Origin of the sequence: Nonlabens sp. YIK11 (assembly GCF_001413925.1) — a bacterium.
Classification (GTDB): domain Bacteria; phylum Bacteroidota; class Bacteroidia; order Flavobacteriales; family Flavobacteriaceae; genus Nonlabens.
The window spans coordinates 2,300,288-2,326,179 of sequence record NZ_LBMJ01000001.1; the positions used below are offsets into that span (position 1 = coordinate 2,300,288).

At 40.5% G+C, this 25,892-nt stretch carries 23 protein-coding genes; 10 read left to right on the top strand and 13 right to left on the bottom strand.

Translation table 11 applies throughout. The annotated features are described in order from the left end of the window. Window positions 1-49: 49 nt before the first annotated feature. Window positions 50-229 carry a hypothetical protein gene (locus AAU57_RS10345; RefSeq protein ID WP_055412842.1) on the bottom strand — a complete coding sequence of 60 codons (180 nt, stop codon included), beginning with the start codon at window positions 227-229 and terminating at the stop codon, window positions 50-52. 79 nt (window positions 230-308) lie between these two features. Beyond that, window positions 309-4,025 (bottom strand): metallophosphoesterase, encoded by a 3,717-nt coding sequence (locus AAU57_RS10350; RefSeq protein ID WP_055412843.1) that lies wholly within the window; start codon window positions 4,023-4,025, stop codon window positions 309-311. Between the two features lie 41 nt (window positions 4,026-4,066). On the opposite strand from AAU57_RS10350, the gene AAU57_RS10355 reads away from it, so the two are divergent. Then, entirely contained in the window at window positions 4,067-5,269 is a 1,203-nt protein-coding gene (locus tag AAU57_RS10355; protein ID WP_055412844.1) for a Pycsar system effector family protein, read from the top strand. Window positions 5,270-5,352: 83 nt separating this feature from the next. Here the strand turns inward: AAU57_RS10355 and AAU57_RS10360 are convergent, their stop codons facing one another. Further along, window positions 5,353-7,746 (bottom strand): GAF domain-containing protein, encoded by a 2,394-nt coding sequence (locus AAU57_RS10360; RefSeq protein WP_231717802.1) that lies wholly within the window; start codon window positions 7,744-7,746, stop codon window positions 5,353-5,355. Window positions 7,747-7,845: 99 nt separating this feature from the next. Here AAU57_RS10360 and AAU57_RS10365 point away from each other — a divergent pair, with 99 nt between their 5' ends. After that, on the top strand, window positions 7,846-8,964 hold the full coding sequence (locus tag AAU57_RS10365) for a TlpA disulfide reductase family protein (protein WP_055412845.1): 1,119 nt from the start codon (window positions 7,846-7,848) through the stop codon (window positions 8,962-8,964). Here AAU57_RS10365 and AAU57_RS10370 read toward each other — a convergent pair. After that, window positions 8,961-9,599, bottom strand: a complete 639-nt coding sequence (locus AAU57_RS10370) for a rhomboid family intramembrane serine protease (protein ID WP_055412846.1) — start codon at window positions 9,597-9,599, stop codon at window positions 8,961-8,963. The genes AAU57_RS10365 and AAU57_RS10370 overlap by 4 nt on opposite strands. A gap of 48 nt (window positions 9,600-9,647) precedes the next feature. Between AAU57_RS10370 and AAU57_RS10375 the strand changes: the two genes are divergently transcribed. Continuing rightward, the gene (locus AAU57_RS10375; RefSeq protein WP_082438604.1) at window positions 9,648-10,562 is read left to right on the top strand and encodes a lysophospholipid acyltransferase family protein; all 915 of its coding nucleotides are present in this window, start codon (window positions 9,648-9,650) and stop codon (window positions 10,560-10,562) included. Here the strand turns inward: AAU57_RS10375 and glmM are convergent. After that, window positions 10,522-11,916 (bottom strand): phosphoglucosamine mutase, encoded by a 1,395-nt coding sequence (glmM, locus tag AAU57_RS10380; protein WP_055412847.1) that lies wholly within the window; start codon window positions 11,914-11,916, stop codon window positions 10,522-10,524. The two genes, AAU57_RS10375 and glmM, sit on opposite strands and share 41 nt — an antisense overlap. 63 nt (window positions 11,917-11,979) lie before the next feature. Between glmM and AAU57_RS10385 the strand changes: the two genes are divergently transcribed. Beyond that, complete coding sequence (locus AAU57_RS10385; protein ID WP_055412848.1) at window positions 11,980-12,573, top strand: ACP phosphodiesterase; 594 nt, start codon at window positions 11,980-11,982, stop codon at window positions 12,571-12,573. Window positions 12,574-12,599: 26 nt separating this feature from the next. On the opposite strand, the gene AAU57_RS10390 is transcribed toward AAU57_RS10385, so the two are convergent. The 5 genes from AAU57_RS10390 to AAU57_RS10410 form a co-directional block, all read right to left on the bottom strand. After that, a complete protein-coding gene (locus AAU57_RS10390; RefSeq protein ID WP_055412849.1) occupies window positions 12,600-12,977 on the bottom strand; it encodes a LysM peptidoglycan-binding domain-containing protein in 378 nt (125 codons plus the stop codon). A gap of 143 nt (window positions 12,978-13,120) precedes the next feature. Further along, window positions 13,121-13,864 (bottom strand): YebC/PmpR family DNA-binding transcriptional regulator, encoded by a 744-nt coding sequence (locus AAU57_RS10395; protein WP_055412850.1) that lies wholly within the window; start codon window positions 13,862-13,864, stop codon window positions 13,121-13,123. A 102-nt stretch (window positions 13,865-13,966) separates the two neighbouring features. Continuing rightward, window positions 13,967-14,335 carry a hypothetical protein gene (locus AAU57_RS10400; protein ID WP_055412851.1) on the bottom strand — a complete coding sequence of 123 codons (369 nt, stop codon included), beginning with the start codon at window positions 14,333-14,335 and terminating at the stop codon, window positions 13,967-13,969. 111 nt (window positions 14,336-14,446) lie between these two features. Then, on the bottom strand, window positions 14,447-14,734 hold the full coding sequence (locus AAU57_RS10405; protein ID WP_055412852.1) for a 4a-hydroxytetrahydrobiopterin dehydratase: 288 nt from the start codon (window positions 14,732-14,734) through the stop codon (window positions 14,447-14,449). Between the two features lie 2 nt (window positions 14,735-14,736). Continuing rightward, window positions 14,737-14,928, bottom strand: a complete 192-nt coding sequence (locus AAU57_RS10410; RefSeq protein ID WP_055413742.1) for a CsbD family protein — start codon at window positions 14,926-14,928, stop codon at window positions 14,737-14,739. Window positions 14,929-15,041: 113 nt separating this feature from the next. Here AAU57_RS10410 and AAU57_RS10415 point away from each other — a divergent pair, with 113 nt between their 5' ends. The 6 genes from AAU57_RS10415 to AAU57_RS10440 all read left to right on the top strand — a co-directional run bounded on the left by AAU57_RS10415 (window position 15,042) and on the right by AAU57_RS10440 (window position 20,617). Continuing rightward, complete coding sequence (locus tag AAU57_RS10415; RefSeq protein ID WP_055412853.1) at window positions 15,042-15,767, top strand: outer membrane beta-barrel protein; 726 nt, start codon at window positions 15,042-15,044, stop codon at window positions 15,765-15,767. Between the two features lie 60 nt (window positions 15,768-15,827). Beyond that, window positions 15,828-16,334 carry an SRPBCC family protein gene (locus AAU57_RS10420; RefSeq protein WP_055412854.1) on the top strand — a complete coding sequence of 169 codons (507 nt, stop codon included), beginning with the start codon at window positions 15,828-15,830 and terminating at the stop codon, window positions 16,332-16,334. Window position 16,335: 1 nt separating this feature from the next. Then, entirely contained in the window at window positions 16,336-17,031 is a 696-nt protein-coding gene (locus AAU57_RS10425) for an SDR family NAD(P)-dependent oxidoreductase (protein WP_055412855.1), read from the top strand. A 1-nt stretch (window position 17,032) separates the two neighbouring features. Then, complete coding sequence (locus AAU57_RS10430; RefSeq protein ID WP_055412856.1) at window positions 17,033-18,352, top strand: cryptochrome/photolyase family protein; 1,320 nt, start codon at window positions 17,033-17,035, stop codon at window positions 18,350-18,352. Window positions 18,353-18,371: 19 nt separating this feature from the next. Next, window positions 18,372-19,043: a hypothetical protein gene (locus AAU57_RS10435; RefSeq protein WP_156340112.1), complete on the top strand. Its 672-nt coding sequence runs from the start codon at window positions 18,372-18,374 to the stop codon at window positions 19,041-19,043. A gap of 230 nt (window positions 19,044-19,273) precedes the next feature. Beyond that, window positions 19,274-20,617: a hypothetical protein gene (locus tag AAU57_RS10440; RefSeq protein ID WP_055412858.1), complete on the top strand. Its 1,344-nt coding sequence runs from the start codon at window positions 19,274-19,276 to the stop codon at window positions 20,615-20,617. Between the two features lie 29 nt (window positions 20,618-20,646). On the opposite strand, the gene AAU57_RS10445 is transcribed toward AAU57_RS10440, so the two are convergent. Genes AAU57_RS10445 through AAU57_RS10455 form a run of 3 tightly spaced genes read right to left on the bottom strand, consistent with a single transcriptional unit; the run spans window position 20,647 to window position 25,890 of the window. Beyond that, window positions 20,647-22,116 carry a polysaccharide biosynthesis C-terminal domain-containing protein gene (locus AAU57_RS10445; protein WP_055412859.1) on the bottom strand — a complete coding sequence of 490 codons (1,470 nt, stop codon included), beginning with the start codon at window positions 22,114-22,116 and terminating at the stop codon, window positions 20,647-20,649. Next, entirely contained in the window at window positions 22,117-23,400 is a 1,284-nt protein-coding gene (locus AAU57_RS10450) for a glycosyl transferase family 1 (RefSeq protein ID WP_055412860.1), read from the bottom strand. Continuing rightward, entirely contained in the window at window positions 23,401-25,890 is a 2,490-nt protein-coding gene (locus tag AAU57_RS10455) for a YfhO family protein (protein WP_055412861.1), read from the bottom strand. Window positions 25,891-25,892 lie beyond the last annotated feature (2 nt).

The window sequence follows — 25,892 nt, forward strand, 5'->3', positions numbered from 1 at the left end:
TTCTAACTTGTTTGGGACGGTTTTTTTATGGCCCATTTTTACTGGTAGCTTATTTCTTATATTTCTTACGAGTCTTGAGAAAACTGATCCCACCAACTATTTCTACCAAGACGCCTAAAAGGATCATTCCTGTGGCTCCGAATATTTCCAAAAAGTAAAATAGAATTCCGATGATAACAATCACGCTGCCTAAAGCGATCAAAACGATTCCGGTTCTGGGATTTAGCATTAGTTATTCTTTTGATCAAAAATAGAAAACCTGATGGAAATCAACATCCATCAAGTTTGTTATTTATAGTCAGAAATTGTTAGAAATTAAATCCTACTTGGAAACTAAATCTTAAACCATCATCGCCGTGAAAGAGGTTGAATGTAGCTCCTATTGCCTCTGCAGAATTCACCCAAATACCACCGCCATAATCGTTGTGCCATCTTTCACTAAAATCACCACTCAACCAAACACGACCTACATCACCACCCACAAAGACTCCTATTTGTAAGGGTACAAATCCAGACTTAAATTCATTAAAACTATAGCGTATGTCTCCTGAAGTGACAAAAGATCGTTGTCCAGAGAATCGCTGGGTACGGTAACCTCTCAAGCCTGTCATTTGACCTAACTGCGCGCTTTGATAAAATTCGTAATCATTACCTACGATGATGTGAGATTGAGCCAAGGATCGAAGCACTAGTTTACGGTCTCTGGTCAAAGCATTGTAAAAGCCCATTTTAGGTTTGAAGTAATAAAAGGTGTCATCTATCTGCTGGAAATTACCCACCAAACCGTTGTTGATCTCAAAGATCATCCCACGAGTAGGATTCAAGTTATTATCAAAAGAGGTGTAGTTATAAGTGATATTGACATCTCCAAACCATTTTCTATCAAAGAATTCGGGATCTGTTTGTGAACCTGGAAACTGAGTAATAAACCTACCACGATCTTCCAGAATTTGATTCCCTTCTACAGTCAGGTTCACTCTCAAGTTAGAACCATATTCACCGCGATAAATCGCTCCTGCGCCAGCACTGTAGGTACTCAATCGCACACGATTGAAATCGTACGTTAAGTCGTCATCTGGATTATTGGTTTCATTTCCAAAACCAAAAAAGTTTTCAGTAAACGTAGGACCATTCCATTTTCCAGAAAGCAAGAGATTCATTTCACCAAAAACTCCAGCAAATTCTCCTTCATAAGCAATGGTATAACCTTCAGTTCCAAAAAAGTATCCGGCAGTCAGTTTATGTACTCTTGTATGCGGATTGCGATTAAATCCATCAACGGTATAGACGTTTTGAACCGCCAGTCGCAAACCATCATCTGGATTAAAACCTATGGCTGGCGTCAGAATATTGGAGGCCTGTATTGCCTTTTTGGGATCGTAGGTATTGATCTCGTAACTGTTCGTCAATCTCTTCACGGCATCTTCCATCTCAACAAAGGTGTTTTCCTTTGTTTTATGGTCATGAACCGTGATGGCTCTGCCGCTTTCAATATCGTATATATCGTTATTCTGGCCGCCGATGACTCTTACCTTTATAGGATTGTTGGGATTACCAGTGGCGTGAATAATATCGTCATCATCCAATCCATAAATCCAGATTTCCTTGGTTTCAGAACGATCAAAGGTTCTTTGAAAAACAACATCTGCTTTCTCACCACCTTTGTTCCTATAGACCGTTACTTTGGTAACACCTTTTGAAACGCGTTCTATTTCTATGATATCATCTTTATCAGTACCGGTGACTATCGCCAGTTTTGAAATGACATTGTAATAACGAGCCGCAATATCTACAAGATTATCGCGACGTGCTTTCATGCTTTCAATAATCGTCTGTGTACTCTCGTCTGGATAAATTTCTGCCGGTAGGTTTTGGAAGGCTTGCTCAATAGTCTCATCTGAAAGGTTCTCTTGAATGTATCTCGCCTGTTCTTTCCATGCCTCAAGGTTGGCCTCTTGAGCTAGGTTTCTATCTAGATAGGTGGCAGAAGTATTGAACCATTTCACGTTACTTAAATCGTCCTCGTAGGTAGCAAACTGATTGGTGATGCCCACTAAAGTTCTCAAGGTGGCAAAAACAGCACCGTCAAAGTTGGAAAATACCTGATCTCTATCTCTTGGTATTGGTTTATAGGTTACCGTGCCATCGGGATTTTCAAATTCTGCCCATCGCCATTGATCCTTGCCTCTATCCCAATCACCTATCAACATGTCAAACATGCGGGCGCGAATGAAAGATGCCTCGTCCACCTTATACTTTTCATCGCGACGCAACCTTTCAAAAAGATCCTCGGTACTTTTAATATCGTTAGGCCTGCCAAAGCTCGCCAATTCGTTATAATTTTCTTCTGGTCGTTCCACCAGCATGTACAATTCATCGCCAAAATTATTATTGTACTGCCCTAACGCTTTTTGTTTAGGGATATAATAAATCTCTGGATTGGTATGAAAAATATCCACTGCAGCAGCGAGATCTGGAATGACTAGTGCTCCATATGGATGTGCTGCTGTGTAAAAGTCGTATAGCAAATCCTCGGCACCCGTATTATCAAACCCAACCGAAACATCTGTATCATTGAAAACGGTTTTTTGCAAAAACTGAACAGAGCTTTTCTTCAAGGCGCGCAACACATATTCCCTACCGCTGGGATCTTGCAATCTTAAGGATCTGGTTTCTATGCTACCGCTGGCTCTCAGAATTTTTAAACCTCCTTTGAGAGTGTCTAGGATCCCAACTTTGGCATTGATCTCTGTGCCATAGAGTTCTCGGTACTTTTTGCCCCATAATCCTTTGAAAACTTCAGATTTGTCTGTTTTTTCATCTTCGTATATGTTCGCTTTCGCGAAAGCGGGAAAACGATCTGGCAACGAGTCCACATTGAAAGATTTAGGTTGCTCAATCACCTTTTTAGTATACAGTAATTTGTGAGCCTGTCCATCCCAGCCATAATATTGAACCCACGAACTACCATCTTCCATCACGTCCATGCGGGCAAAGCCTTTACCGCCATAAGCAAATAGCCCATCATTACTTAAGGTGGCATAACCTTGCTTAGCACCAGATCCTGAAACAATCTGCCTCACACCAGAATTTTCAATGTATTGCAAGGTGTGTTCGTGACCGCTGGAAAATATGATGCGAGGTGCTTTTGAGGCAATGGCAAGCTTGCTTAAACGGTCTGCCATTTCCTGATATCTTTTGTTTTGCTTGTCCTGCGCACTCACGCCACCACTGGTTCTGATCAAGCTTACCAGCGATCCCAGTACAGGAATAGGTAATCTGCCTTGTGTTGGAAAAAGGTGCTTGATAGCAGCATACTGTCCACCATGAACACCGTTGGTAAACAGTGGATGGTGCAGGCTTACCAGAATGGTTTTGTCTTGGTTCCTTTTGAACTCATCTTCCAGTGCAAGAAAGAATTGATCTCTGGTTTTAATCTGATCACAGTCGTCGTTGATAGTTGGGATCTCATCCCATTTTGCCAGGTACCACTGGCTATCGAGAATGATTAACTGTATATCTGGTGTGATCTCGCGACTTTCTATGGGACATCCAACGCTAGGCTGCCAGATATCTTTATCATCCATGGCCTTTTCTATGTATTCCTTTTCTCGTTCTACATTGACAAGGTTCTCATTATAATAGTCATGATTTCCAGGAATAAAGATGGATTTCCCACCAAAGCTTTTAGCGACGTCTATTTGCGCATCTAGATGATTTTCTGCTGTTGGCCTGAATTCATCATCTTCAGCGGGCATTCCTGTGGGATAAATATTATCACCTAAAAAAATGAGCAAATCTTCTTGAGTGTTTTTGCCTTCTAGATAACTTTCTAACGACAACAATCCATCACTCTTACCACCTAAAGGCGAGTAGCCTACATCACCTATTAAGTAAAAGCTCTTTTCTACCGCTTGTCCTGATGGATATTGCTCTAATTCTTCTTCCTTATACTGTGCTTGATAACTTGCACAACCCGCAAGAGTGCAGATTGCGATTAATAAAAGAATGTTATTTTTAAGCATAAGTTATCAATTCGTGGTAATTTTAATTCTCAAACCTTAATATGACTGAATTACTTAACGCAGCCGACGATTTTGTGTTGCACCTTTTCAAGGAGAAATTAGATGATATTTATGTGTATCACAACTATACACATACTAAACGGGTTGTTAAAAGTACACACGAAATTATCGACAACTCTGAAATAGATGTTAAAGAGAAAGAGGCCTTATTACTGGCCGCATGGCTGCACGACACGGGCTACATTCTTGGTGCCGATGGACATGAGGAAGCAAGCGCAAAAATAGCTGAAGAATTCCTCACAGATCAAAACGTTGATAAGGACACCATTAAACTGGTGCAAAAGCTAATAAGAGCTACTAAGTTCAATGACCAACCCACAGGTAAGCTAGAAGAAATATTGCGTGATGCAGACTCTTCACATTTTGCCAAGGACTATTACTTTGAAACCAGCGAATTGCTCAAAAAAGAGTTGGAACTGCGTGGTAAAGAAATGTCTAATAAGGAATGGCGCAAGGAAAATATTCTGGTTTTTACTGAAAAGCACCGCTATTACAGCGAGTATGCCGTAAAAAACTGGAACGTCAAGAAGAACGAAAACTTGATGAAGCTTTTCAAAAAGAAAAAGAAGAAAGCTGCCAAATACAACAAGGAGAAACTTAAGGTAGACCTCAAGAACCAAAGCCCTGAACGTGCAATTCAAACGCTCTTTCGAACTACTTTAAGAAACCACATCAAACTTAGTGACATTGCAGATACTAAGGCAAACATTCTGTTGTCTGTAAATGCTATTATCATCTCACTAGCACTGGCTAACTTGATTCCTAAACTGGATCAAGTGAGCAACCGTCATTTACTGTATCCTACATTGATCTTAATTTTATTCTCTGTGGCCAGTATCATTCTTTCCATTTTATCTACAAGGCCAAACGTCACCAGTGGTGAGTTTACCGATGAGCAGGTAGAAAAGCGTGAGGTTAACCTACTATTTTTTGGTAATTTTCATAAGGTGCCTTTCCAGAGATATCAAAAAGCATTGATGAATCTACTGGATGATAAGGAAGAAGTCTATCAAAGTCTTCTAAAGGATTTATGGCTGCTAGGTGTCGTACTCAACCGTAAATACAGTCTATTAAGATGGACGTATACCATATTCATGATAGGTATCATTGCGTCAGTGATTGCCTTTGTGATCGCGTTTACTACCTATGAATATCCTGTAGTAGCAGAAATAGTTCCAGGGTAATATTCAAAACATGATATCAAAAAAAGCCACCATTTATAAAAATGGTGGCTTTTACTTTTTATAAAGGTAAGAGACTGATTACTCTATTCGCTCTCTACTTGCTTAAGAGATAATTCATCAATCAAATCGTCATAAGTCATTCTGTTTTCAGACGCTTTGAAACCGTAAAGAACATTTACCCTAATCGCTTTAAGGCCTATGACACCTTGTACATCTTCTAATTCCAGATGTTCTACCTCGTCACCTAAATACTTTTTGTGTTGGAGATAGTTGATGTACCGCATGTATTCACGACGGTTCTCATTATTGGTATAGATTATAGAGATCTTTCCTTTTTGGGTGATACGCTCATCGGTGCCTTTGATGTGCGCCTTATCAATGCGTTTCTTGATGACTTCATACCGAGCGTTGTAGGTTCCATCTACATCAAATCGTTTTTCATCAATGCGGTAGCGTATGCTTAAAGTATTGTCAAACACCAGAATCATGGATGCGGCATCTAGCTGTGAAGGAAGATTTTCCTGAATGGAATAGAATTTATCTTCCATTTCAATCATAGTTTGCAACTGCCACAATCTTAGGTTGTACAGGTAAACTACATTGAATTCTGCCTCTTCATTGATGCTACCACCTATGTAAATATTGTGTTCCACACCATCGGTTTTGAATCTTTCAAAAAAGTGTGAATAGATACCTTGCGCTTCATTTTGTTTCTTATCAATATACCTAGATAGGGCATGATTGATCGTCTGTACCGTGTTATCGTAGTTATTACGATTCTCGTAAATCACACCACTCAATGGATCCAACTTCTCTTGGTAGGAATCAACACGATCTTTCAAATCGTCAGAAATGGTTTTGATGTGATCCATTACAGGATTGATTTCATCAGTCAATAGTTTGATGATTCCTCGTTCAGAATTGGCATCGATCGCCTGACCTTCAAGTGTTTCTTTGTAGTCTTGAACTCTAAAGCCTATTTGATCATAGATAGGCAGTGGTTCGTACGCTTTCGCGGAAGCGATAATACTACAGACTTCATCCAACTGGTAACAGAGATCTTCCTTGATAGCATGATTTCTGGAATCACTACTACCAACAATATCAATTTGCCCGTACAACGGAAAAACATCCTCAAAACCGATGTCCTTGAAGGTTTCTTCCTTGCCGTTGATTTTAGATTTTAAGATACGTCTGGCTTCACGCTCAAATTTCCATTGCACGCTAGGATGTATAGACGTACATTCTGTTTGAATAATGGCCTTTACCCTATTTTCATCTTCTTCTTCACCACGTATGACAGCTGCTTTGATATAATCAATGATGTTTTCAATCTTAATCGTATTGAAGCTGTTAAGTCCAAAGGTAATATCACTACCTAGCTCAAGAACTCCCAAAAGCTTATCGTGCTTAGTCACAGGATACAAAACGGCACTCTTAATTCCAGCTTCCAGCAAGTTGCCGGTCATGAAGGTAACTTCCTGTTTGCTGTGATAGTCTTCTACATCAGGAATTATAAGTGGTTTATGCAGCTGGACCAAATGCTTGTAGGCATCCCTACAAATAGCATTTTGCGAAAGCTTTGAATGACTTTGCCCTAAAATATAACTGGGCGCGTCAGAAAAATGCATTTGCTCAAAAGTGCTGTCATAATGGTCAAAACTGGTGAATCCTGCGTAGATTTTATCCATATTAAACATCTTTTTAAAGATGTTGACAAAATTCTCCTTGTCTGCAAGCTTTGAGCCTGGCTGATTGAGCAGTATGGTTTTTAATTCAGATATCGCGGCATCGACTGTGACATCAGTAAAAGATATAATTCCAAAACCCTTGAATTGATATGCTCCTTGTGGGAAGGCTTTTCTCCATCGTTCTTCATCGTCTGGAAACCTTAGTAATTCATTGATTTCGTCCTCGGTCAGCTGTTCGGATTTGCTGTTGCTAAAAACGTCTATGAAATCTGCGTTGTAGGTAATTCTATAAGTTCTTATGTTACCATTAGCATCAGGAATTTCTGCATGAAGCAGTTTCCCAATATCTAATTTCATATCATAACACTTATTGAGAACCAAGCCGCAAGCCAATCGAAACCTATCAAAGGTCTCTTCTTCTAAAAAGTCAAATGTGTAATTCTCGCCAGCATTCTCAAAAATCTTTGTCAATCGATCGGTACAATTGAACAGCACTGATGAGAATGGTATGGTAGCCGCTTTGATCTCATTACTGGTCAGACTTTTAGGAAAAAGCTCTGAAAGAATTAGATCGATAGGTTCAGAATAATCATCTAGATTTTCTTCGGTAATATCGGCATTAGGAAAGCCATTCTTAGAGATGGCCTGTAACAAGGCAGAATAGTAAAGCTTCTTAAAACCGTTTTTTTCGGTTTCAACGCGAGAGGCATAAGCATTGATTAATCTATCAAAACTTAGCACCACATCCATCTGGTGGTCTCCACTAAAACTAGAGTTACATTTCATATATTAAAAATACGATTATTGATTGGTTTAAGGTTCAATATCCGTGCCTTGGGATTATTTTAACCCGAATTATCTAGTATTTTTGGTAAAAATTAAGAAATGAGATCAGTCTTACCCCTTTTTTTTATAACTCTTTGTCTATTAAGCTGTCAGGAAAATAAAGGACCTGCCATCATTACAGGTAAAGCTCCCAATGTTCCTAATGGCATACGTGTTTATTTGAATGAAGTCGATGGAAATGGTTCTCCTATACCACTGGATACCGCCATTGTTATGAACGAGAAGTTTGACTTCGGCTTGCAGGAAGTACAGGAACTAAGCGATCAACGTCTACTAACGCTGGACGGTGCTAATGGTATCCTGCTCTTCGTGTCAGAAAATCAGCCTATAGAATTAGAGCTTAAAAAGGACAGCCTGGTGTACAGTACGGTTCGTGCTGGAAAAGAAAATGAAGTGTTTTCTGAATACCTAAAAATGAGAGTTGATCAAGCGGTTTCCACCCAAAATCTACGTCAGGATCAGCAAGAGGTTTTTGACAAAGAAGGTCAAGAAGGCCTGGAGCGACTCAAAAAAGAATACGAGACGATGCAGTTGACCTATAATGACAACATGATCAATTTTATCAAGAAGCATCCTAACGAGATCGTAGCACCGGTCGCGCTGCAATCTTTGTACAATGAATATAGACTGGAACCTGAAAAAATTAGAGAACTTTACAACCTCATTGATAAAGACCTTGTAGATCATCCCGTCATGCAGTCCATTGATGAAAAACTGGTTAGAGTGGAAACAGTCGCCATAGGTAAAAAAGCACCTTATTTTGAAGGTAAGAATCCAGCTGGTGAGGTGATCAAACTTCCTGAAGTGCTGGGGAAAGTAACTCTAATCGATTTTTGGGCCAGCTGGTGCGGACCTTGTAGAAGAGAGAACCCCAATGTCGTTGAAGCCTACCAAAAATACCACGATAAAGGCTTCAATATCATAAGTGTATCGCTGGATCAGGAAAGTGACAGAGATAAGTGGATAGCAGCCATCGAGGATGATCAAATGACCTGGAATCACATTTCAAGACTAAAAAAATGGCAAGACCCTATTGCGCAATTGTACAACGTGTCTGCAATTCCAGCTACTTTTCTTTTAGATGAAAACGGTGTCATCATTGAAAAAAACCTCAGAGGAAAAGCACTACATGACAAGCTGGAAGAACTGCTCAATTAAATTTTTCCCAGTTTCATTAGGACAAATAGAATGATGATAGGAATAAGTAAGGCAATGACGGTAATAGGCTCATTTAAGATAATTCTATAATCATAAATTAGGGTCGTCGCATAGCCTGCAACAGCACCGCCAAAATGCGCATCGTGCCCAATATTACCTACTCTATTCTTGATTCCATAAATAGAATATACCAGATACCCTATACCAAAGACATAGCCTGGTATAATGCCATAAATCATCATTTCTGGAGACAATAGAATACTACTATACAAAATTCCAGAAACCGCGCCACTGGCTCCTATCGCACTATAATGGTATTCATCCTTGTGGAACAAGTAACTCAAAAAATTACCGCCCAATAAGCTAACGATGTATAGGATGACAAAAGAAACATCTCCTAAACTGCTCACCACGATGTTAGCAAAAAAATAAAGCGTCAGCATATTGACAAACAAGTGCTGTAAATCCAGATGTAGAAAACCACTGGTAAAAAACCTAAAGTGTTCACCACGCTGGATGCCATAGATATTGAACTTGTATCGATCAAAGAATTCCAGATCCTGAAAGCCTTTAAAGCTAATGATACAAGTGATTGCGATAATAGCAATGGTGACAAGGTCAATGCTGTAAAACATATAAAAATACTTAGTGGGCAAGATAGTATATTTGCCAAAAATCCTTTGATGCAAGCCGCTGCATTTTACATCGCTTACCCTTTTATTTGGCTCATTGCAAGACTTCCCTTTGCCGTGATTTATGCCTTAAGTGATGTGGTTTACTTTATCCTGTATTACATCATTGGGTACCGCAAAAAGGTCATTGCATCAAATATCAAAATTGCCTTTCCTGGGTTGAATGCTCAGCAAGTCGTAGCTCTTTCAAAAAAAAGTACACGCCACTTCTGTGACATATTTGTCGAGATGATCAAGTCGACAGGAATAAGCCGTGGAGAAGTTCAAAAAAGATTTGTTTGTGACAATGTGGATGAGATTAACGCTTTCGCGAAAGCGGGACAACCCATCGTCCTCATGTTAGCACACCAGGCCAGTTACGAATGGACCATAGCTCTAGATGATTTCCTGGATTTTAGGACTTATGTGGTGTACAAACCCATTAAAAACCCGCATTTTGACCAGTACATAAGAGAAGTGCGATCCAAATTTGGTTCTGATCTCGTTCCCATGAAAAAGGCCTATAACATCATACGCGCCAGTCGCAATTCTGATGAAGCTGGTTTGTACGCTCTCGTCGCAGATCAAGCGCCCAAGCCATCATCAGCGCAGTTTTTTACAAAGTTCTTTGATCAGGTAACACCGGTATTTATGGGTGGCGAGCGCATGGCACATCAATACGGCATGCCTGTATATTACTTGCAGGTAGAAAAAGTGCGGCGCGGTTATTACAAGGCGCATTTTGACAAGATTACTCTTGACGCCAGTAAAGAACCAGAATGGCTTGTCACCGATTCATTTTTCCAAAAGCTGGAAGATCAAATCAGGAAACAGCCAGAATACTATTTATGGTCTCACAAACGCTGGAAAACCAAACCACAGGATGTTAAGCGTGCTGTTGAGCTATCGCCTCGAGTTCATCAATAAAGCGATCTGCTAATTGATCTGCAGATTCTTGACTAGCAGATTCTGTATAAATTCTAATGATAGGTTCGGTATTTGATTTCCGCAAGTGTACCCATTCGTTTTCAAAATCGATCTTGACACCATCGATGGTTGTCAAATCTTCTGAAGCATATTTTTTCTCCACATCTTTGAGAATGGCATCTACCGGCATCCCTTTAGTAAGTTCTACCTTTTTCTTGCTCATGAAATAGCTGGGATAACTAGCTCTAAGTTCGCTTACCTTCATTTTCTTTTCAGTCAACAAAGAAAGGAACAATGCGATCCCAACCAACGCGTCACGACCGTAATGACTGTCTGGATATATGATCCCACCATTTCCTTCACCACCTATTACAGCTTTTACGTCTTTCATTTTTTGAACTACGTTCACCTCACCAACGGCAGCGGCCTGATAAGTGCCACCATGCTTTTCAGTCACGTCGCGCAAGGCTCTGGAAGATGAAAGATTGCTTACCGTATTGCCTTTGTTTTTGCTCAGGACATAATCAGCACAAGCGACTAGCGTGTATTCTTCACCAAACATTTCGCCAGTTTCTGTGATAAATGCCAATCGATCCACGTCTGGATCTACTGTGATACCAAAGTCGGCTTGATGCTCTTTTACGGCAGCACACAAATCGCCTAGATGCTCTTTAAGCGGCTCTGGATTGTGTGGGAAATGACCTGTGGGATCGCAGTATAGTTCTACTACCTCAACACCTAATTTTTTGCATAGTGCTGGAACCGCAATCCCACCAGTGGAATTCACTCCATCCACCACTACCTTGAAGTTTCCTTTTTGAATGGCTTCGGCTTGAACCAGAGGCAATCGCAGCACCTCATCTATGTGCCTATCGATATAGTCGGTAATGGTGGTTACCTGACCTAGATCATCAACTTCCGCGTAAGCGAAATCTTCTGCATCTGCAGTATCCAATATTTTCTGACCTTCTACTCCATCCAGAAATTCTCCTTTGTTGTTGAGCAGTTTTAGGGCATTCCATTGTTTTGGATTATGGCTGGCAGTTAAAATGATACCGCCATCTGCTTTTTCCATAGGTACGGCAACTTCTACCGTAGGTGTGGTACTCAATCCCAAATCAATAACATCACAACCTACACCTACCAACGTATTTTGAACCAACGACTGGATCATAGAACCACTAATGCGGGCATCACGACCTATTACTACCACAGGTTTTTCTTTACCAGAAGCCGTTTTTATCCATTTCCCATAAGCGCTTGCAAACTTTACGGCGTCTAATGGTGTGAGGTTATCACCTGGTGCTCCACCTATGGTTCCACGTATTCCTGAAATAGATTTTATTAATGTCATGTTGTTTATGCCTTACATTTACGGCAAATGTAGTTTTCTACGCCATTAACCGCAATTCCATCGATGAATTATCTTGCCCACATCCTTCTTTCTGGAGATCACAAAGAGCTGCGAATAGGGAATTTTATAGCAGATTCTGTTAGAGGAAAGGACTTTTCACGGTTTCCAGAAGATGTTGCACGTGGTATCACTATTCATCGGCTCATTGATTCTTACACTGATTCTCATGAAATCGTAAGCGAAAGCAAAGAATTGATAAGGCCTGTCTACGGATTATGGAGTAGTGTGATTGTTGATTTGTACTATGACCATTTTCTAGCTGCCAACTGGTCCATGTATCACTCACAAGATCTAGAAGGCTTTACATTGGATTTTTATCAAGACCTGAAAGATCGTTGGGATATCCTGCCAAGGCGCATACAACGCTTCTACCCTATCATGGTTGAGCACAACTGGTTGTACAGCTACCGCACGATAGAAGGAATGGGTAAAATCCTGTATCAAATGGACCAACGCACCAAAAACAAGAGCAAGATGCAATTTGCATTGAAGGAATTGCGCGAACACTATGACGAGCTTGAAGATCAATTCCATAGGTTTTTTAAGGAACTACAGGATTTCTCTAATGACTTGATACAAAAAATGCCGCTCGATTGAGCGGCATTTTTGTGAAGTGGATAAACCTATTTATTAGGGATGATTAAATCCTGTCCTGGATGAATCATATCTGGATTTTTCAGCTTGTCTGTGTTGGCTTCAAAAATCTTTTTATACTTCATAGGATCTCCATAATAGTGCTTGGCTATCAAACTAAGAGACTCACCTTTTTCTACGGTATGAATGGCATAAACAGAGCTATCAGCTACCTTAATATCTGCCATAAGATCTGACGGATTCTCACCACCTACTTTTTTGATCTCGTCCCACAAAAGGTCCTTCTCATAAGGTGTAGAAGCTGTTCCCGTAATTTCTAGTTTTCCATTATTGACTTTTACATCGCCACCATGGATATTTAATTTTTCTCCTAGATCTAGGACGCTTTGATATTTCTGCTTTACCATTTTATTTGATTTTTAGGTTAGATATTAAAGATACCTATTTGCTTGACGATTCAAAAGCAATAGGTATAAAATAAGCTATCTCTACATCTACACCATTCTGATTGACAATCAAATTTGATTTTTATCAATAAGGAAAACTCGATTTATTCATCTTCTTTGATGGTTGTGTAAACATTGTTTACATCGTCATCTTCTTCCAGTTTCTCCAAAAGTTTGTCAACGTCTTCACGCTGCTCATCAGTCAATTCTTTTTGAACGGTTGGGATGTATTCAAATCCAGAACTTAATATTTCAAGTCCCATTTCTTCCAGTCCAGATTGCATCGCACCATAGTTTTGAAAATCTGCATAGATCATGATTCCATCAACGCTATTGTCATCGTCTTCATCTTTCTCATCCAGGAACAATTCCTCAGCTCCATAGTCGATCAACTCCAGCTCTAACTCTTCCAGGTCTTTTCCTTCTGCTGGAATTCGGAAATGACACTTATGCTCAAACATAAATTCAACCGATCCACTGGTGCCTAAACTACCATCGTACTTTGTAAAGTAGCTACGTACGTTAGCTACCGTTCTGTTATTGTTGTCTGTAGAAGTCTCTACAAGAACAGCGATACCATGAGGTGCATAGCCTTCAAATAGCACCGTTTCATAATTTTTAGTATCCTTATCGCTTGCTTTTTTAATCGCGCGCTCCACATTCGCCTTAGGCATGTTGACCGACTTTGCATTCTGGATAACGGCACGCAACTTTGCGTTGGAATCTGGATCTGGACCACCTTCTTTTACAGCGATCACGATATCTTTCCCTATACGTGTAAATGCTTTTGACATGGCGCTCCATCGTTTCATCTTGCGCGCCTTGCGGAATTCAAATGCTCTTCCCATTGATTACTTAAATTTTGAAGTGTAAAATTAAGGTTATGCTCTATCTCTTGCAACCACAAAAAAAACCGCCATTAAGGCGGTTTCATAATTTATCAATACGATTTACTCTTCTATGACAATGAGTGGCTGGATATCACCTCTTATTCGTTCATAAAGATCAAGCTGTTCTCTTACTAAAATATCTGTCATCTCACGACCTTGCTCGACATATAACGATTGTAATACTTCATTTTTTTCTGCTAAGGTGAGATCTTTATTACCCAGAACTAAGTCACGCTGTGCGTTAAAAGTGGCATTTACCTTTTCTACGAGTAGCAATTGCTTTTCAGTTAGAGAAAGTTGTTTATCCATTTCTCTGGCTAGTTCCTTTCCTTCTTCTTTCTGGCGTTCATTAGGTTCTGGTGCCACATAATCTTGAGCGGCTGCTAGCCCACTAATCAATAATACCGCAATAATTAATAATCGTTTCATGTTTTTATTTCCAAGTTAGCCACATTTCGTGGGATTTTTCTTAAGACTTTTCTAAAATACAAGCATAAAAAAACCTCGCCAGTAGCGAGGTTTCTATTTTAAAAGAGAAAATTACTCATCTCCTACAATATGCTCAATGGCTGCGGCAAGTTTAAAATCCTTTTCCGTTAGACCACCTGCGTCATGTGTGCTCAGGGTAATTTCCAGTGTGTTATATACGTTGTGCCAGTCTGGATGGTGTTCCATCTTTTCGGCTTCCATGGCTATTCTTGTCATTACTGAAAAGGCATCCATGAAATTGTCAAATTCAAAAGTAGTGTGAATGGCATCATCATAATAATCCCATCCTTCTACTTTTTCCAGATGTTTTTCAATCTGTGCTTCGGTTAGTTTTTCCATTTCTATTTTTCGTCGCTGTCTAGTGCGTTTTTGATTTTACGTTTTGCCTCGCCAAAAGCTTCTTTCACTTTCCCTTTGGCTTGATCAGCTTTTCCTTCTGCCTCGGTAGATTTGTCTCCAGTTACTTTACCATAACCTTCTTTTACTTTTCCTTTGGCTTGATCCATTTTTCCTTCGATTTCTTTATCGCTCATGATTTCTAATTTATAAGTTATACCTAAAGTTACCACGCTTTCGCGAAAGCGAACAAAACGAAATCATAATCTTATATAAAGCTTTCCCAATACGTTTGAGATATATTTACCGCATGAAACGACTCCTGCTTTTACTCATTTTTCCAGCCATGGCGATAGCACAACGCGCAAATGAAGATGTGCCTGTGCATTTGCGGGAAATTCCACGATATAACCTTTCCATTGATCTGGGTATAGCCGAACCTACTGGAGATTATCAAGACATTTCACGCTCTGGGTTGTCCGTTGGACTTACTTATGATTATTACTTCAATAAGAATGTAGGGTTAAGCATAGGTGCTCGTCACACTTATAACGAGACGGCTTTTGCTGCCGTGTATGATGTGGATAATACATCGCTGTCAAGCCTAAGTGTTGGAATCGTAGGTTCAAAAACCTTTAATCGTTTTCAGGTAGATGCCTTTGCTAGATTTGGAATAGGTTATCTCAATACAAATTCTGAAGATGCGGTAAGCCAGAACAATCAGCAAAATTATTCACCAAACAATGATGCTATAAAAGAGTTTCCGTTAGTCTTAGAAACCGGCCTACGATTTAATTATTACTTCCGTCGTAGTGTGCAGCTGTACTTTGCGCCACAATATCATGGGTCGCTGGGTGATGCTCTTGCTTATGATAATAGACGCGACATCTTTTTTAGTGATGATCCAGTCTTTCAAACCGGGTTACAGCCCAGTTTTGATATTTCCAATCTCATTTTTTCGGTAGGAATCAAGTTTGCCTTGAACGCTGAATATACCAACGGCGAGCTGCGTGACGATAGCGAGCCAGACAATTAACAAAGGATTGAGAGCCGTACTTTTGTTTAGGGATTATCTTTAATCGCTAAACAAAACGTATTGAAACTTTACCAGATCCATACCAAACAAAAGCTTCCCATATCGCTTGACCAAGCCTGGGATTTTTTAACAGATCCCAACAATCTCAAGCTACTCACGCCTCCAGAAATGGAAATGACCGTTCTATATGGAACAGAACGCGGCATGTATCCAGGACAACTTATAGAATATAGTGTCAAGCCGCTACCCTTTTTTAAGACCAATTGGGTCACGCACATCACACAGGTGAAAGACAAAGAATACTTTGTCGACGAACAAATGTATGGACCTTATGCCACGTGGCACCACAAACATTTTATAAGTGAGATTCCAGGCGGCACTCTTATGGAGGATATTGTTCATTATAGATTGCCCATGGGCATTTTGGGCAAAATAGTGCAGCCCTTTCTAGTGAAACCTAAGCTAGAAGAAATATTTCGCTTTCGCGAAAGCGCACTCATTAAAAAATTTGGTGTTTACACAGCACCGTCAGATCAATCAACTTTAAAACAAGATATACTCAATTAACATGTCAAGAAATATACTACTTATAGGCGGCAGCCACGGAATAGGAAACGCTATCGTTCAACACCTTCATGAAGGAAACAACGTTTTTGTAGCATCCAGAGAAAATGAAAACCTACCAGATGGTGTGACTCACATCACCTTTGATGCCAGTGCGGACTCCATAGACACCAGTCAATTACCAGAATCGTTGGACGGTTTTGTTTACTGTCCTGGAAGCATCAATTTGAAACCTTTCAAAATGTTGAAACAGGAACAGTTTGAAGAAGATATGGCCATCAATTTTTTCTCTTTGATTAAGGTCACTAGAGATATCATGCCATTGTTAACTAAGAGTGGTAACGGTAGCGTGGTTTTCTTTTCCACCGTAGCCGTACAAACAGGTATGCCATTTCACACCAGCGTAGCCGCTGCCAAAGGTGCTATTGAAGGTTTTGCAAAAGCCCTAGCGGCAGAATATGCACCAACCGTACGAGTAAACGTCATCGCACCATCATTGGTGGACACACCACTTGCTGGTCGTTTATTGAACAGCGATGATAAAAAAGAAAAAATGGGTAACCTACATCCATTAAAGCGCGTAGGAACTGCTGAAGATATTGCAGGCCTAGCCGTTTACCTATTGGAACAAAATGCAGGATGGATGACAGGCCAGGTTTTAGGTCTTGACGGTGGTAAATCCACATTAGATTTGGGATAAAATGGCAGATGCAGTAAATGTTTTTTGGTTTAGACGTGATTTACGATTAGATGATAATGTAGGTTTCTATGAGGCTTTATCAGCAGATTTGCCGGTGCTGCCTATTTTCATTTTTGATAAGGAAATTCTTGATAAACTACCTGAAGATGATGCTCGTGTCACTTTTATCTATGAAGAATTGCAACGTATGCGTTCGCAACTTCAGGATGAAGTGGGAAGTTCCATCGCGATGTATTATGGTAAACCCGAAGATGTCTGGAAACAGATCCTCAAAGATCACGATGTAAATGCTGTTTTTACCAATCACGACTATGAACCTTATGCCAAGGAACGTGATGCTGCCATCAAAGATCTACTAGAAAAAGAAGAAATAGCATTCCACACGTTTAAAGATCAGGTGATTTTTGAAAAGGATGAAGTCGTTAAAAATGATGGCGATCCTTATGTTGTTTATACACCATACAAAAACAAATGGCTGGAACGTTTTGAAGAAGAACATAAAGATGCAGATGGCCTGCGTATTTACTATACCAGCTCCGTTCTAGAGAATTGTATCCAGAATTCTAGGTTACCCAATCTCAGTTTGAGCGATATGGGTTTCAGAAAGTCATCCATTGAGGTTCCTGAATATGATGTGACTCCAACGACGATTGAGCAATACGAAAAGACTAGAAATTTCCCGGCTCAAGACGGCACTACCCGATTAGGAGTTTATTTAAGGTTTGGTGTGGCAAGTCCGCGTAAGATGGTCAAAAAAGGATTACAATCCAACAACAAGGTTTTTCTATCAGAGTTGATTTGGCGAGAGTTTTTTATGCAGATTCTTTACCACTATCCAGAAACTACGGACAATGCCTTTAGAGCGAAATATGATCGTATTGAATGGCGCAACAATGAGGAAGAGTTTGAAAAATGGAAAACGGGAACGACAGGATATAAATTAGTCGATGCAGGAATGCGCGAGCTCAATACAACAGGCTATATGCACAATCGCGTGCGCATGCTGGTCGCCAGCTTTTTATGCAAGCATTTACTGATCGACTGGCGTTGGGGCGAAACTTATTTTGCCGAGAAATTATTGGACTACGAACTTTCCAGCAATGTAGGCAACTGGCAATGGGCTGCTGGTAGTGGTGTGGATGCAGCGCCGTACTTTAGGATATTTAATCCCATTACTCAAAAGGACAAGTTTGATAAAGACAGAAAATACATCAATGAGTTTGTACCAGAACATGATACTGATGATTATCCTGAAATGATCGTGGATCACAAAGAAGCAAGAGAACGCTGTTTGAAAACCTACAAGGCTGCTGTATCTTAGCTTGATAAATTTGTCTCGCATGTTCTCTCGATGTTGCTTCATCGCCCTTTTACTCATCTCACTTAGTTGCAAAAATGTAGCACCAACGGCACCAGTGATGGAAAGCATCGACACGGTCGCTGTTGAGGAAGAAAGCATCTCTTATACACCACTAGAAAAAGATGAAGAAGTAGAAGATCTGGAAGAACCTTTAAATAATTACGAAGAAGAATACAGCGATCAACATCTGGAATTTGTTTATGAAGCCTTTGATATTGCGAAGGTTTTGGAAAGGTTGCAATTGGGCGAATTGATTGCCGATCGTAATGTCTCAACCTTATTGAATGCTGATTTGAGAGAAGGCGATACAGTGGTGCAAGACATCCTTGAAACTGGTGACGGTACGTTTGATATTTATAAATTGGTAGATGAATATGATAATGAACTTGCGTATTTCTATTTTGAATCAGATGTCATCAGTACCATTGAAATTGTACATCCAGGCGGCGTTCCAGATGCCATGATCCGTCCAGGATTGACTTTTGAAAAACTGCGTAAAACCTATGAGAACCCAGTAGCTTATGGCAGCGAGATTGAGGCTCGAGTCTTTGTACAGGAAGATGGAGTCAGTTTTAGAATGGACACTTCTTACGGTGTTTATGAACCCATCGATCTCGAGGACGACATTGAAATTCTCTATATCCAATTCTAAATATTAGATGTTTTTGGAAGAGTTCGCTTTCGCGAAAGCGAAAACGTTGTAGTTTCTACCCAATGAGTTTATAGTAACCATTTTACTTTTAAGTATCTGTAAATAAATTATTTACAGATAAATTTTCAATTACTATGACATACTACTAGATAGCTAAAATATTTTTTGGCACGCTGGTTGATTTGTTAATAGTAGTGGACGATGTTGTTCACTGCTAATACCTTTCAATTATGAAAAAGCTATCTACCCTATTAGCGATGCTGTTCCTAGGATTTGGAATGGCGTCTGCAGAAAAACCAGCCGATGACGACACGCGTTATCGCGGTTATTCCAACAGCTTTATTTTCACAGAAGGTGGAATTGAATTTGCCGTTTTCCCTGATGGTCAGTTTGATTTTAATTTCTTGGATTATGGCCCTAGGTTTGGCGCCAACGTCAACATAGGCAATGTAAACGTTTCCTTTAATACGGGTTATGATTACGATCCTTATGTACAATATGATACCTATGGAGCGGTCATTCAAATCGAGAATACACCTATCTATTATGATGCCTATGGACGCATCATTCAAGCTGGTGATGTATTCATCAATTACAATAATGGATATGTTCGCAACATTGGAAATCTATATGTCAACTACAGTCGTCCAGGAGTAATCCTTAACTATACTGGTTTTATTAATGTTTACAATAGAAACTATGTTTACCAGCCATGGCATGGATACTATGCCGCGCCATTTGTAGATCGTGTAGTGGTATACAATAGACCTTATAGAGCATATTACAACCCGATTAGATTCTCTTATGCATACCATAGAAACTATTGGAATACGCCTACCTACTACAACGGTTGTTATATAGACAATAGAGTTCGTAGATCCTTCTATCGACCTTATGATCGTGTCGTATATAGAGATTATGAAAGAGGTCGTCGTGACAATCGCGGTCGAGCCATTTCCAATAGTCGTAGCAGCAGAGAGTATCGCAATAGTATTGCAAGCGGTCGACAATCCATATTTAGAAACGATAATTTCAATCGTCAAAACAGTAGATCGATTGCCAGTAACTCTAATGATAGAAGATCTAAAGTAGTTACACCTCGTAATAATGATCGTAGCACGAGAGCTATCTCAAATACTAGGTCAACCGCTGGTAATTCTAGAGGTGTTTTTGACAATCGTCAGAGCAATACGACCAGAATGTCCACTTCTAGACCCAGTCCCAATGTTGGGATTACAGGAAGATCAGTTGGGAACGTGAGCAACTCTAATAGAACATCGACTCGTGTGAATACCAACAGTCGCGTGGCAAATGAGCGTAAAGCGGTTAGTACCAGATCAAATACGTCCACTAGAGTTTCTCAACCTCAAGTGAATAGATCTACCAGACCCGCGGTAAAACAGTCTTCTAATCGTACCAGTACGAGATCTAGTGGCAACACCCAACGTCAATCGACTAGAGCGACCAGTAGTAGATCCAGTAGACCAGAAGCAAAGAGCACGTCACAACGCTCCAGCAGGTCATCTGGAAACACAAGATCCACTTCTTCCAATCGTCGTAGCACGAGAGGATAGGTTTAAATAAATGATGAGAGCGCCCGCAGTTATTGCGGGCGTTTTATTTTGGAAATAAATTGGTCGATGGCTGCATTCACTTCGCTAGAAAGTTTGAGTAGATATACAGATGCCGCATACACCAAGAAAATCAAGGTGCTTTTAAAAAAGATGTTTACGATGTAATTCCATTGAAAATCCCAAGTGTAAAATATGGCTATGGTGACCAAAATCACTAAAACGGCGATGCTCGTTTTGCTGGTCCATGGATGCATTTGCAATTTGATGTTGACGTAGTACGCTTTCGCGAAAGCATACAAAACATAAGCCACACAGGTAGCCATGGCAGCTCCTATCAAACCATAGCTTGGGATCAACCAAATGTTCAGCAGAAAGGCAACGATCGCAAGGCCTAATCCCAACCAAAGCGTGAATTTATAAAGGTTGGTGTTATACAGAATGGCATTGTTGTTACCTAAAAGGTTCTCGGTAAACTTCACGACACAGATCAACAGAACAACTGGTATTGCAACGGCAAATTCTGCTGGAAGAAACTTATAGAATTCGTGGACATTACAAATAATTAAAACCATCAACAGTCCAGCAACAATGGTAAGGTTGAGTGAGCTGCGTTTGTACAACCATTCCACTTTTTGCAAGTCGCCAGCATTAAAATATCCTGCCGTCAACGGATGCATGATTTGCGCCATGCCACGCGCCGGTATCGCGACCACTGTGGCAATGAATCCCGCAACGCCGTAGTAACTTATGTCCGCAAGATCCACGTATTGATTGAGCATGTTTTTATCCAGATCAATCAATGCCGTGCCTACACTACCCGCTATCACCATCAAAACCGAGTACCACAAAATCTCTCTTGAAGCTTCCAATTTGTAAAAAATGAGTTTGGGAGCGTAGGTACGCCAGGCCATGATGGCCATGAGCAGCATACGTAGGAAGTAAATCAGTATTAAGCTGTAAATGAATTGGACTTGGGTAATAAAGTCAAAAGCAACCAATAGCAATGTGATTGTCGCTGCCGCTCTATAGAATACTTCTTTCAGAAAATTGCCGCCTATGGTTTTTAAATAGACTTTAGTCCAGGCGTAGAAAATCTCAAAATAGGCTTGGAATACCGCAATAAGTAAAATAGGCCACAAAAAATCTCCCGTAAGCTGGTTGGTGGTAGAAATCAGCAGTCTGATGTCATCGTAAAAAACAAACACCAAAATGAATATAGGAATCGCACCTACTATAGGCCAAAATAGCATCTGAGTCAGGAAATTATCGCGCTCTCGATCTGTTTTGTAGCTACTGTAATATTTTACGATGGTATTATGCAATCCAAAGGACATCAATGGGAACAGCAAAAAAGCTGTGCTCAAGATATAATTCATCAATCCATAGTAATCGGCATCTAGATAAGTTGTGGCGAGCGCCAGAACATTGATCGCTCCCAATAAAAATCCAAAGCCTGTGATGACCAGATTCCAGCTGCTATGTTTGATGACAATTCCCATCTAGCGCTCCAATAAGTTAACCAATTGCTGCGTAAGCTGTTTTCTATGAAACTGGGAAACATTTGCCGTGTTTCCTTGTAGGTCTTGATTTTTATAGCGCTCGTATGCTGCAAGGATTTCCTGCTTTAAACCTATTGCTTCATAAGTGTAATAATTGCCCGCTTGAACCGATTCAATGATACCTTTAATATCAGATCCTTCTGGACCTATGGCGATGATAGGTCTGCGGCTAGAAATATATTCAAAGGTTTTTCCAGGAATAATCGCTTTGGTTTCTGGAGCGTCAATTTCAATGAGCAAAAGTAGTTGTGACTGCCTCATGAGCGCCACTGCCCTATCGTGATTCACATAACCTTCCAGTTTTAGGTAATCTCCTAATCCAGCATTATCAATGGCATCCACAATTTCCTGACTCACATTACCTGCCAGTATCAATTCAAAATCTTGTTTGAAATCGGCGTGTTCTTTACAAAGTTCAGACAGCGATTTCCATAACTGTAACGGATTTCTATCTGCCAATAGCGTACCTACATGACTGATGGAAAAGTTTCCTGATGGTTGATCTACGGTATTAGGCTCCACATCAAAACCATTGGTGATCACGGTTACTGGTTGTGAGGTTTTGGAGTCAAACTCGGTTTTTGTGGATGGACTGGTGACGATCAATTGATCTGCCTGATTTAATACTTGTCGTTCCAGTTCCTGATGCTTTTTTGCTGACTTCTCTGTCAATCGCAACGACTTGTGATAACCTATCGTGGTCCATGGATCCCTAAAATCTGCGATCCATTTTAGATTTTGGAACTTGACATTTTGCTTCAATCTTTGTCCTATCAAATGCACAGAATGTGGTGGTCCTGTGGTGATGATGGAGTTCACTTTCGCGAAAGCGATATCATTCTCCAGCCTGTTTACTACATTTTGAACCCAGGAAACACGAGCATCTGGAATGAAATAGTTCCCGCGAATCCAGAGCAGCGCACGCTCCAAAAGACCTGGCTTTTTATCAATAAAGCCGCGTTGCAACTTGCTGGTTTTGCCTTTAAACAGTTTTTTGATCCATCGGCTGGGCTCATTGAGTGGCACTTTAATAGTCGTCACCTCTTGAGGGATTTCGTCCATCAAGGAATTATCCGTACTGGCATAATCAGGGTTTTCTGGAATGACTACCGTGATATCAAATTGATCTTTGGGCAGGTATTTCACAAACTTCAACCATCGCTGTACGCCTGGACCACCAGCTGGCGGCCAGTAATAGGCGACGATAAACAATTGATGTTTCAATTATCGTGATTTACGAATCCACAGAAAGATCGATCCCAAAATGACCAATCCCAGCAGCACGTTGCTCGCTAGCATGACGGTGTTTCCTGTTTTGACCACTTCTGGATCAAATTCAAAGACAATTTCATGATCGCCAGCAGGAACGCTCAAACCTCTAAGTGCATAGTTGACCTTTGCAATAGGAACTTCCTTACCGTCAATCGTGGCTTTCCATCCATGCGGATAATAAGCTTCAGAAAACACAGCTAGTTCAGGCTGTGAACTCTTGGATTTATAGGTTAGTTTTTCAGGACTATAATCGATTAGTTCAATAGATCCATTAAACCCAAAATCCAATTCTCCCAGATTCAGCAGTTTTTTTTGATCTTCCTGGATGATAGCAACACTATCTCTATTAAGATAAATCAATGATTGAATCTCCTCATTAGCATCCTTGACCGTTGCATATTCTTTTACAAACCAGGCTGGCCCTAGGCGTTCTTCATTTTCTTGAATCTGAATTTGATTCTCATTTGCCGTGATGATGTACTTCACGTTGAACATGTTGAGTATTTCACGATTCTGGCTAGTAACTTCGGGTATTAGATAGCCGTTTTCATCTCTTAGGTAGAAATCGGCGAGATCTGAAATTCTTTTAGGTTTTGCACCATGATAACCACCTAAAGACCTGTGGAAATATGGACTGCGACCTGAATTGAATGGATCCTGCAAAAGGTCATACACTCTAAATACTTCGTCGTCCTTTGCGATTTCAAGATCTGCCTGCGTCGCCTCAAATGGCGGATCGTAATCACTGGCTCTTACAAAGTTGCTGCGTTCAGTGGGAGTTTCTTCGTAGTTGATATAATTCTGATCAAAACCAACCAGGTCAATTAAAATCAAGATACCCAATCCAAGGATCAAGAGGTTTTCTGAAAGTTTTGACTTGAGATACAGAAATAAGCCTGCCACGATCAATCCCACATAGAGTAAAGACCTGAAAGCATCTGCTCGCATCATTTCAAAACGGTCCTGACGCAACGCATCCACAAAACCTTGTCCTAGTTGCTCACTATTTCTATAGGAAGCATCATAAGGACCAGCAAAATCGAAGAACTGATTTCCTAATAACGCAATGAATAGAATCACGCCACCCAATCCTAATCCTGCATATTTTAAAGCCTTCCATTTGTTTTCTAAAGAATGTTTCTTGTTGAACAGTTGATACAGTCCAACAACGGCGAGAATAGGAATACACAACTCAATAATGACCTGAATGGAGGTGATCGCTCTAAATTTTGAATACAGAGGCACATACTCAACAAAAAAGCTGGTCAAAAAGTCCAGGTTTTTACCGTAAGAAAGCAACAAAGCGAGAACGGCTGCTCCTATTGTCCACCATTTCAATCTTCCTTTGATTAAGAAACAAGCGAGCAATGCCAAAAAGAAAACCGTGATTCCTATATATGCTGGAGCCTCGACAATAGGTTGTGCACCCCAATATAAGGGAACGTTTTGCTGGGCAAATGCCAAGGCATCTGCTTTAGGAATGCCGTAAGTAGTGACGAGAAAATCAACCGTATTGGATTCCTCATCAGGTCGCTCGCCGCTGCCGCCACCGGCAAACCTCGGTATGATCAGGTTCAGACTTTCTGCGATGCCATAACTGTATTGCGTGATGTAATCATAATCGAGGCCGTTCGTGGTTGTTACGCTTTCGCCTTGAGCGTTAATAGTCAACTCTGATGGACCGCGCGTGCTCTCTTGACTGTACTCTTTAGTAGCGAGCAGATTACTAGCATTAGTTCCCAGCGCGAGGAGAACCGCAGCGATCATGATACCTATGGACTTAAAGTAATGAGGTAAGATGTTGCGCCTTATGGTATCGATTAAATAGGCGGTGCCTAGCACAGCCACAGCCATTAACAAGTAATAGGTCATTTGTGGATGGTTGGCCTGCAGCTCCAGCGCCATGGCGATAGCGGTCAAGATGCCACCCCAAATGTACCTGCGTTGAAAAACCAAAATAATTCCGCTTAAAACCAGCGGAAAGTAGGCAATAGCATGAGCCTTGGCATTGTGACCAACTCCCAAAATGATGACTAGATATGTAGAAAATCCAAAGGCCAGCGCACCTAAAAGACCCAATCGCCAATCCACGCGCAGCACCATCATCAAAATGTAAAAACAAATAAAATATAGAAATAGATAATCTGCGGGACGCGGCAGGAATCGTATTGCACGATCCAGACTATCTATGAAATCATAGTCGTATCTAGCGCCCAATTGATAGGTAGGCATACCTCCAAAAACGGAATCTGTCCAGTAAATCTCCTCGCCATTCACTTCCCTGTTTTCGATAAGTTGTCTAGCGTTACCCTTGTATTGAACAATATCATTTTGGTATAACTTCTTACCAGAAAGTACAGGATAAAAGTAAGCTAGAGAGGCAATAATGAAGATGACAAACACCGCTAGATGCGGTATTATTTTCTTGAACTGAAACTGCATGA

Excerpts from the sequence above, each read along its gene's own strand:
- AAU57_RS10345 (WP_055412842.1), bottom strand. The coding sequence starts at position 229 with ATGCTAAATCCCAGAACCGGAATCGTTTTGATCGCTTTAGGCAGCGTG.
- AAU57_RS10350 (WP_055412843.1), bottom strand. The coding sequence starts at position 4,025 with ATGCTTAAAAATAACATTCTTTTATTAATCGCAATCTGCACTCTTGCG.
- AAU57_RS10355 (WP_055412844.1), top strand. The coding sequence starts at position 4,067 with ATGACTGAATTACTTAACGCAGCCGACGATTTTGTGTTGCACCTTTTC.
- AAU57_RS10360 (WP_231717802.1), bottom strand. The coding sequence starts at position 7,746 with ATGAAATGTAACTCTAGTTTTAGTGGAGACCACCAGATGGATGTGGTG.
- AAU57_RS10365 (WP_055412845.1), top strand. The coding sequence starts at position 7,846 with ATGAGATCAGTCTTACCCCTTTTTTTTATAACTCTTTGTCTATTAAGC.
- AAU57_RS10370 (WP_055412846.1), bottom strand. The coding sequence starts at position 9,599 with ATGTTTTACAGCATTGACCTTGTCACCATTGCTATTATCGCAATCACT.
- AAU57_RS10375 (WP_082438604.1), top strand. The coding sequence starts at position 9,648 with ATGCAAGCCGCTGCATTTTACATCGCTTACCCTTTTATTTGGCTCATT.
- glmM (WP_055412847.1), bottom strand. The coding sequence starts at position 11,916 with ATGACATTAATAAAATCTATTTCAGGAATACGTGGAACCATAGGTGGA.
- AAU57_RS10385 (WP_055412848.1), top strand. The coding sequence starts at position 11,980 with ATGAATTATCTTGCCCACATCCTTCTTTCTGGAGATCACAAAGAGCTG.
- AAU57_RS10390 (WP_055412849.1), bottom strand. The coding sequence starts at position 12,977 with ATGGTAAAGCAGAAATATCAAAGCGTCCTAGATCTAGGAGAAAAATTA.
- AAU57_RS10395 (WP_055412850.1), bottom strand. The coding sequence starts at position 13,864 with ATGGGAAGAGCATTTGAATTCCGCAAGGCGCGCAAGATGAAACGATGG.
- AAU57_RS10400 (WP_055412851.1), bottom strand. The coding sequence starts at position 14,335 with ATGAAACGATTATTAATTATTGCGGTATTATTGATTAGTGGGCTAGCA.
- AAU57_RS10405 (WP_055412852.1), bottom strand. The coding sequence starts at position 14,734 with ATGGAAAAACTAACCGAAGCACAGATTGAAAAACATCTGGAAAAAGTA.
- AAU57_RS10410 (WP_055413742.1), bottom strand. The coding sequence starts at position 14,928 with ATGAGCGATAAAGAAATCGAAGGAAAAATGGATCAAGCCAAAGGAAAA.
- AAU57_RS10415 (WP_055412853.1), top strand. The coding sequence starts at position 15,042 with ATGAAACGACTCCTGCTTTTACTCATTTTTCCAGCCATGGCGATAGCA.
- AAU57_RS10425 (WP_055412855.1), top strand. The coding sequence starts at position 16,336 with ATGTCAAGAAATATACTACTTATAGGCGGCAGCCACGGAATAGGAAAC.
- AAU57_RS10430 (WP_055412856.1), top strand. The coding sequence starts at position 17,033 with ATGGCAGATGCAGTAAATGTTTTTTGGTTTAGACGTGATTTACGATTA.
- AAU57_RS10435 (WP_156340112.1), top strand. The coding sequence starts at position 18,372 with ATGTTCTCTCGATGTTGCTTCATCGCCCTTTTACTCATCTCACTTAGT.
- AAU57_RS10440 (WP_055412858.1), top strand. The coding sequence starts at position 19,274 with ATGAAAAAGCTATCTACCCTATTAGCGATGCTGTTCCTAGGATTTGGA.
- AAU57_RS10445 (WP_055412859.1), bottom strand. The coding sequence starts at position 22,116 with ATGGGAATTGTCATCAAACATAGCAGCTGGAATCTGGTCATCACAGGC.
- AAU57_RS10455 (WP_055412861.1), bottom strand. The coding sequence starts at position 25,890 with ATGCAGTTTCAGTTCAAGAAAATAATACCGCATCTAGCGGTGTTTGTC.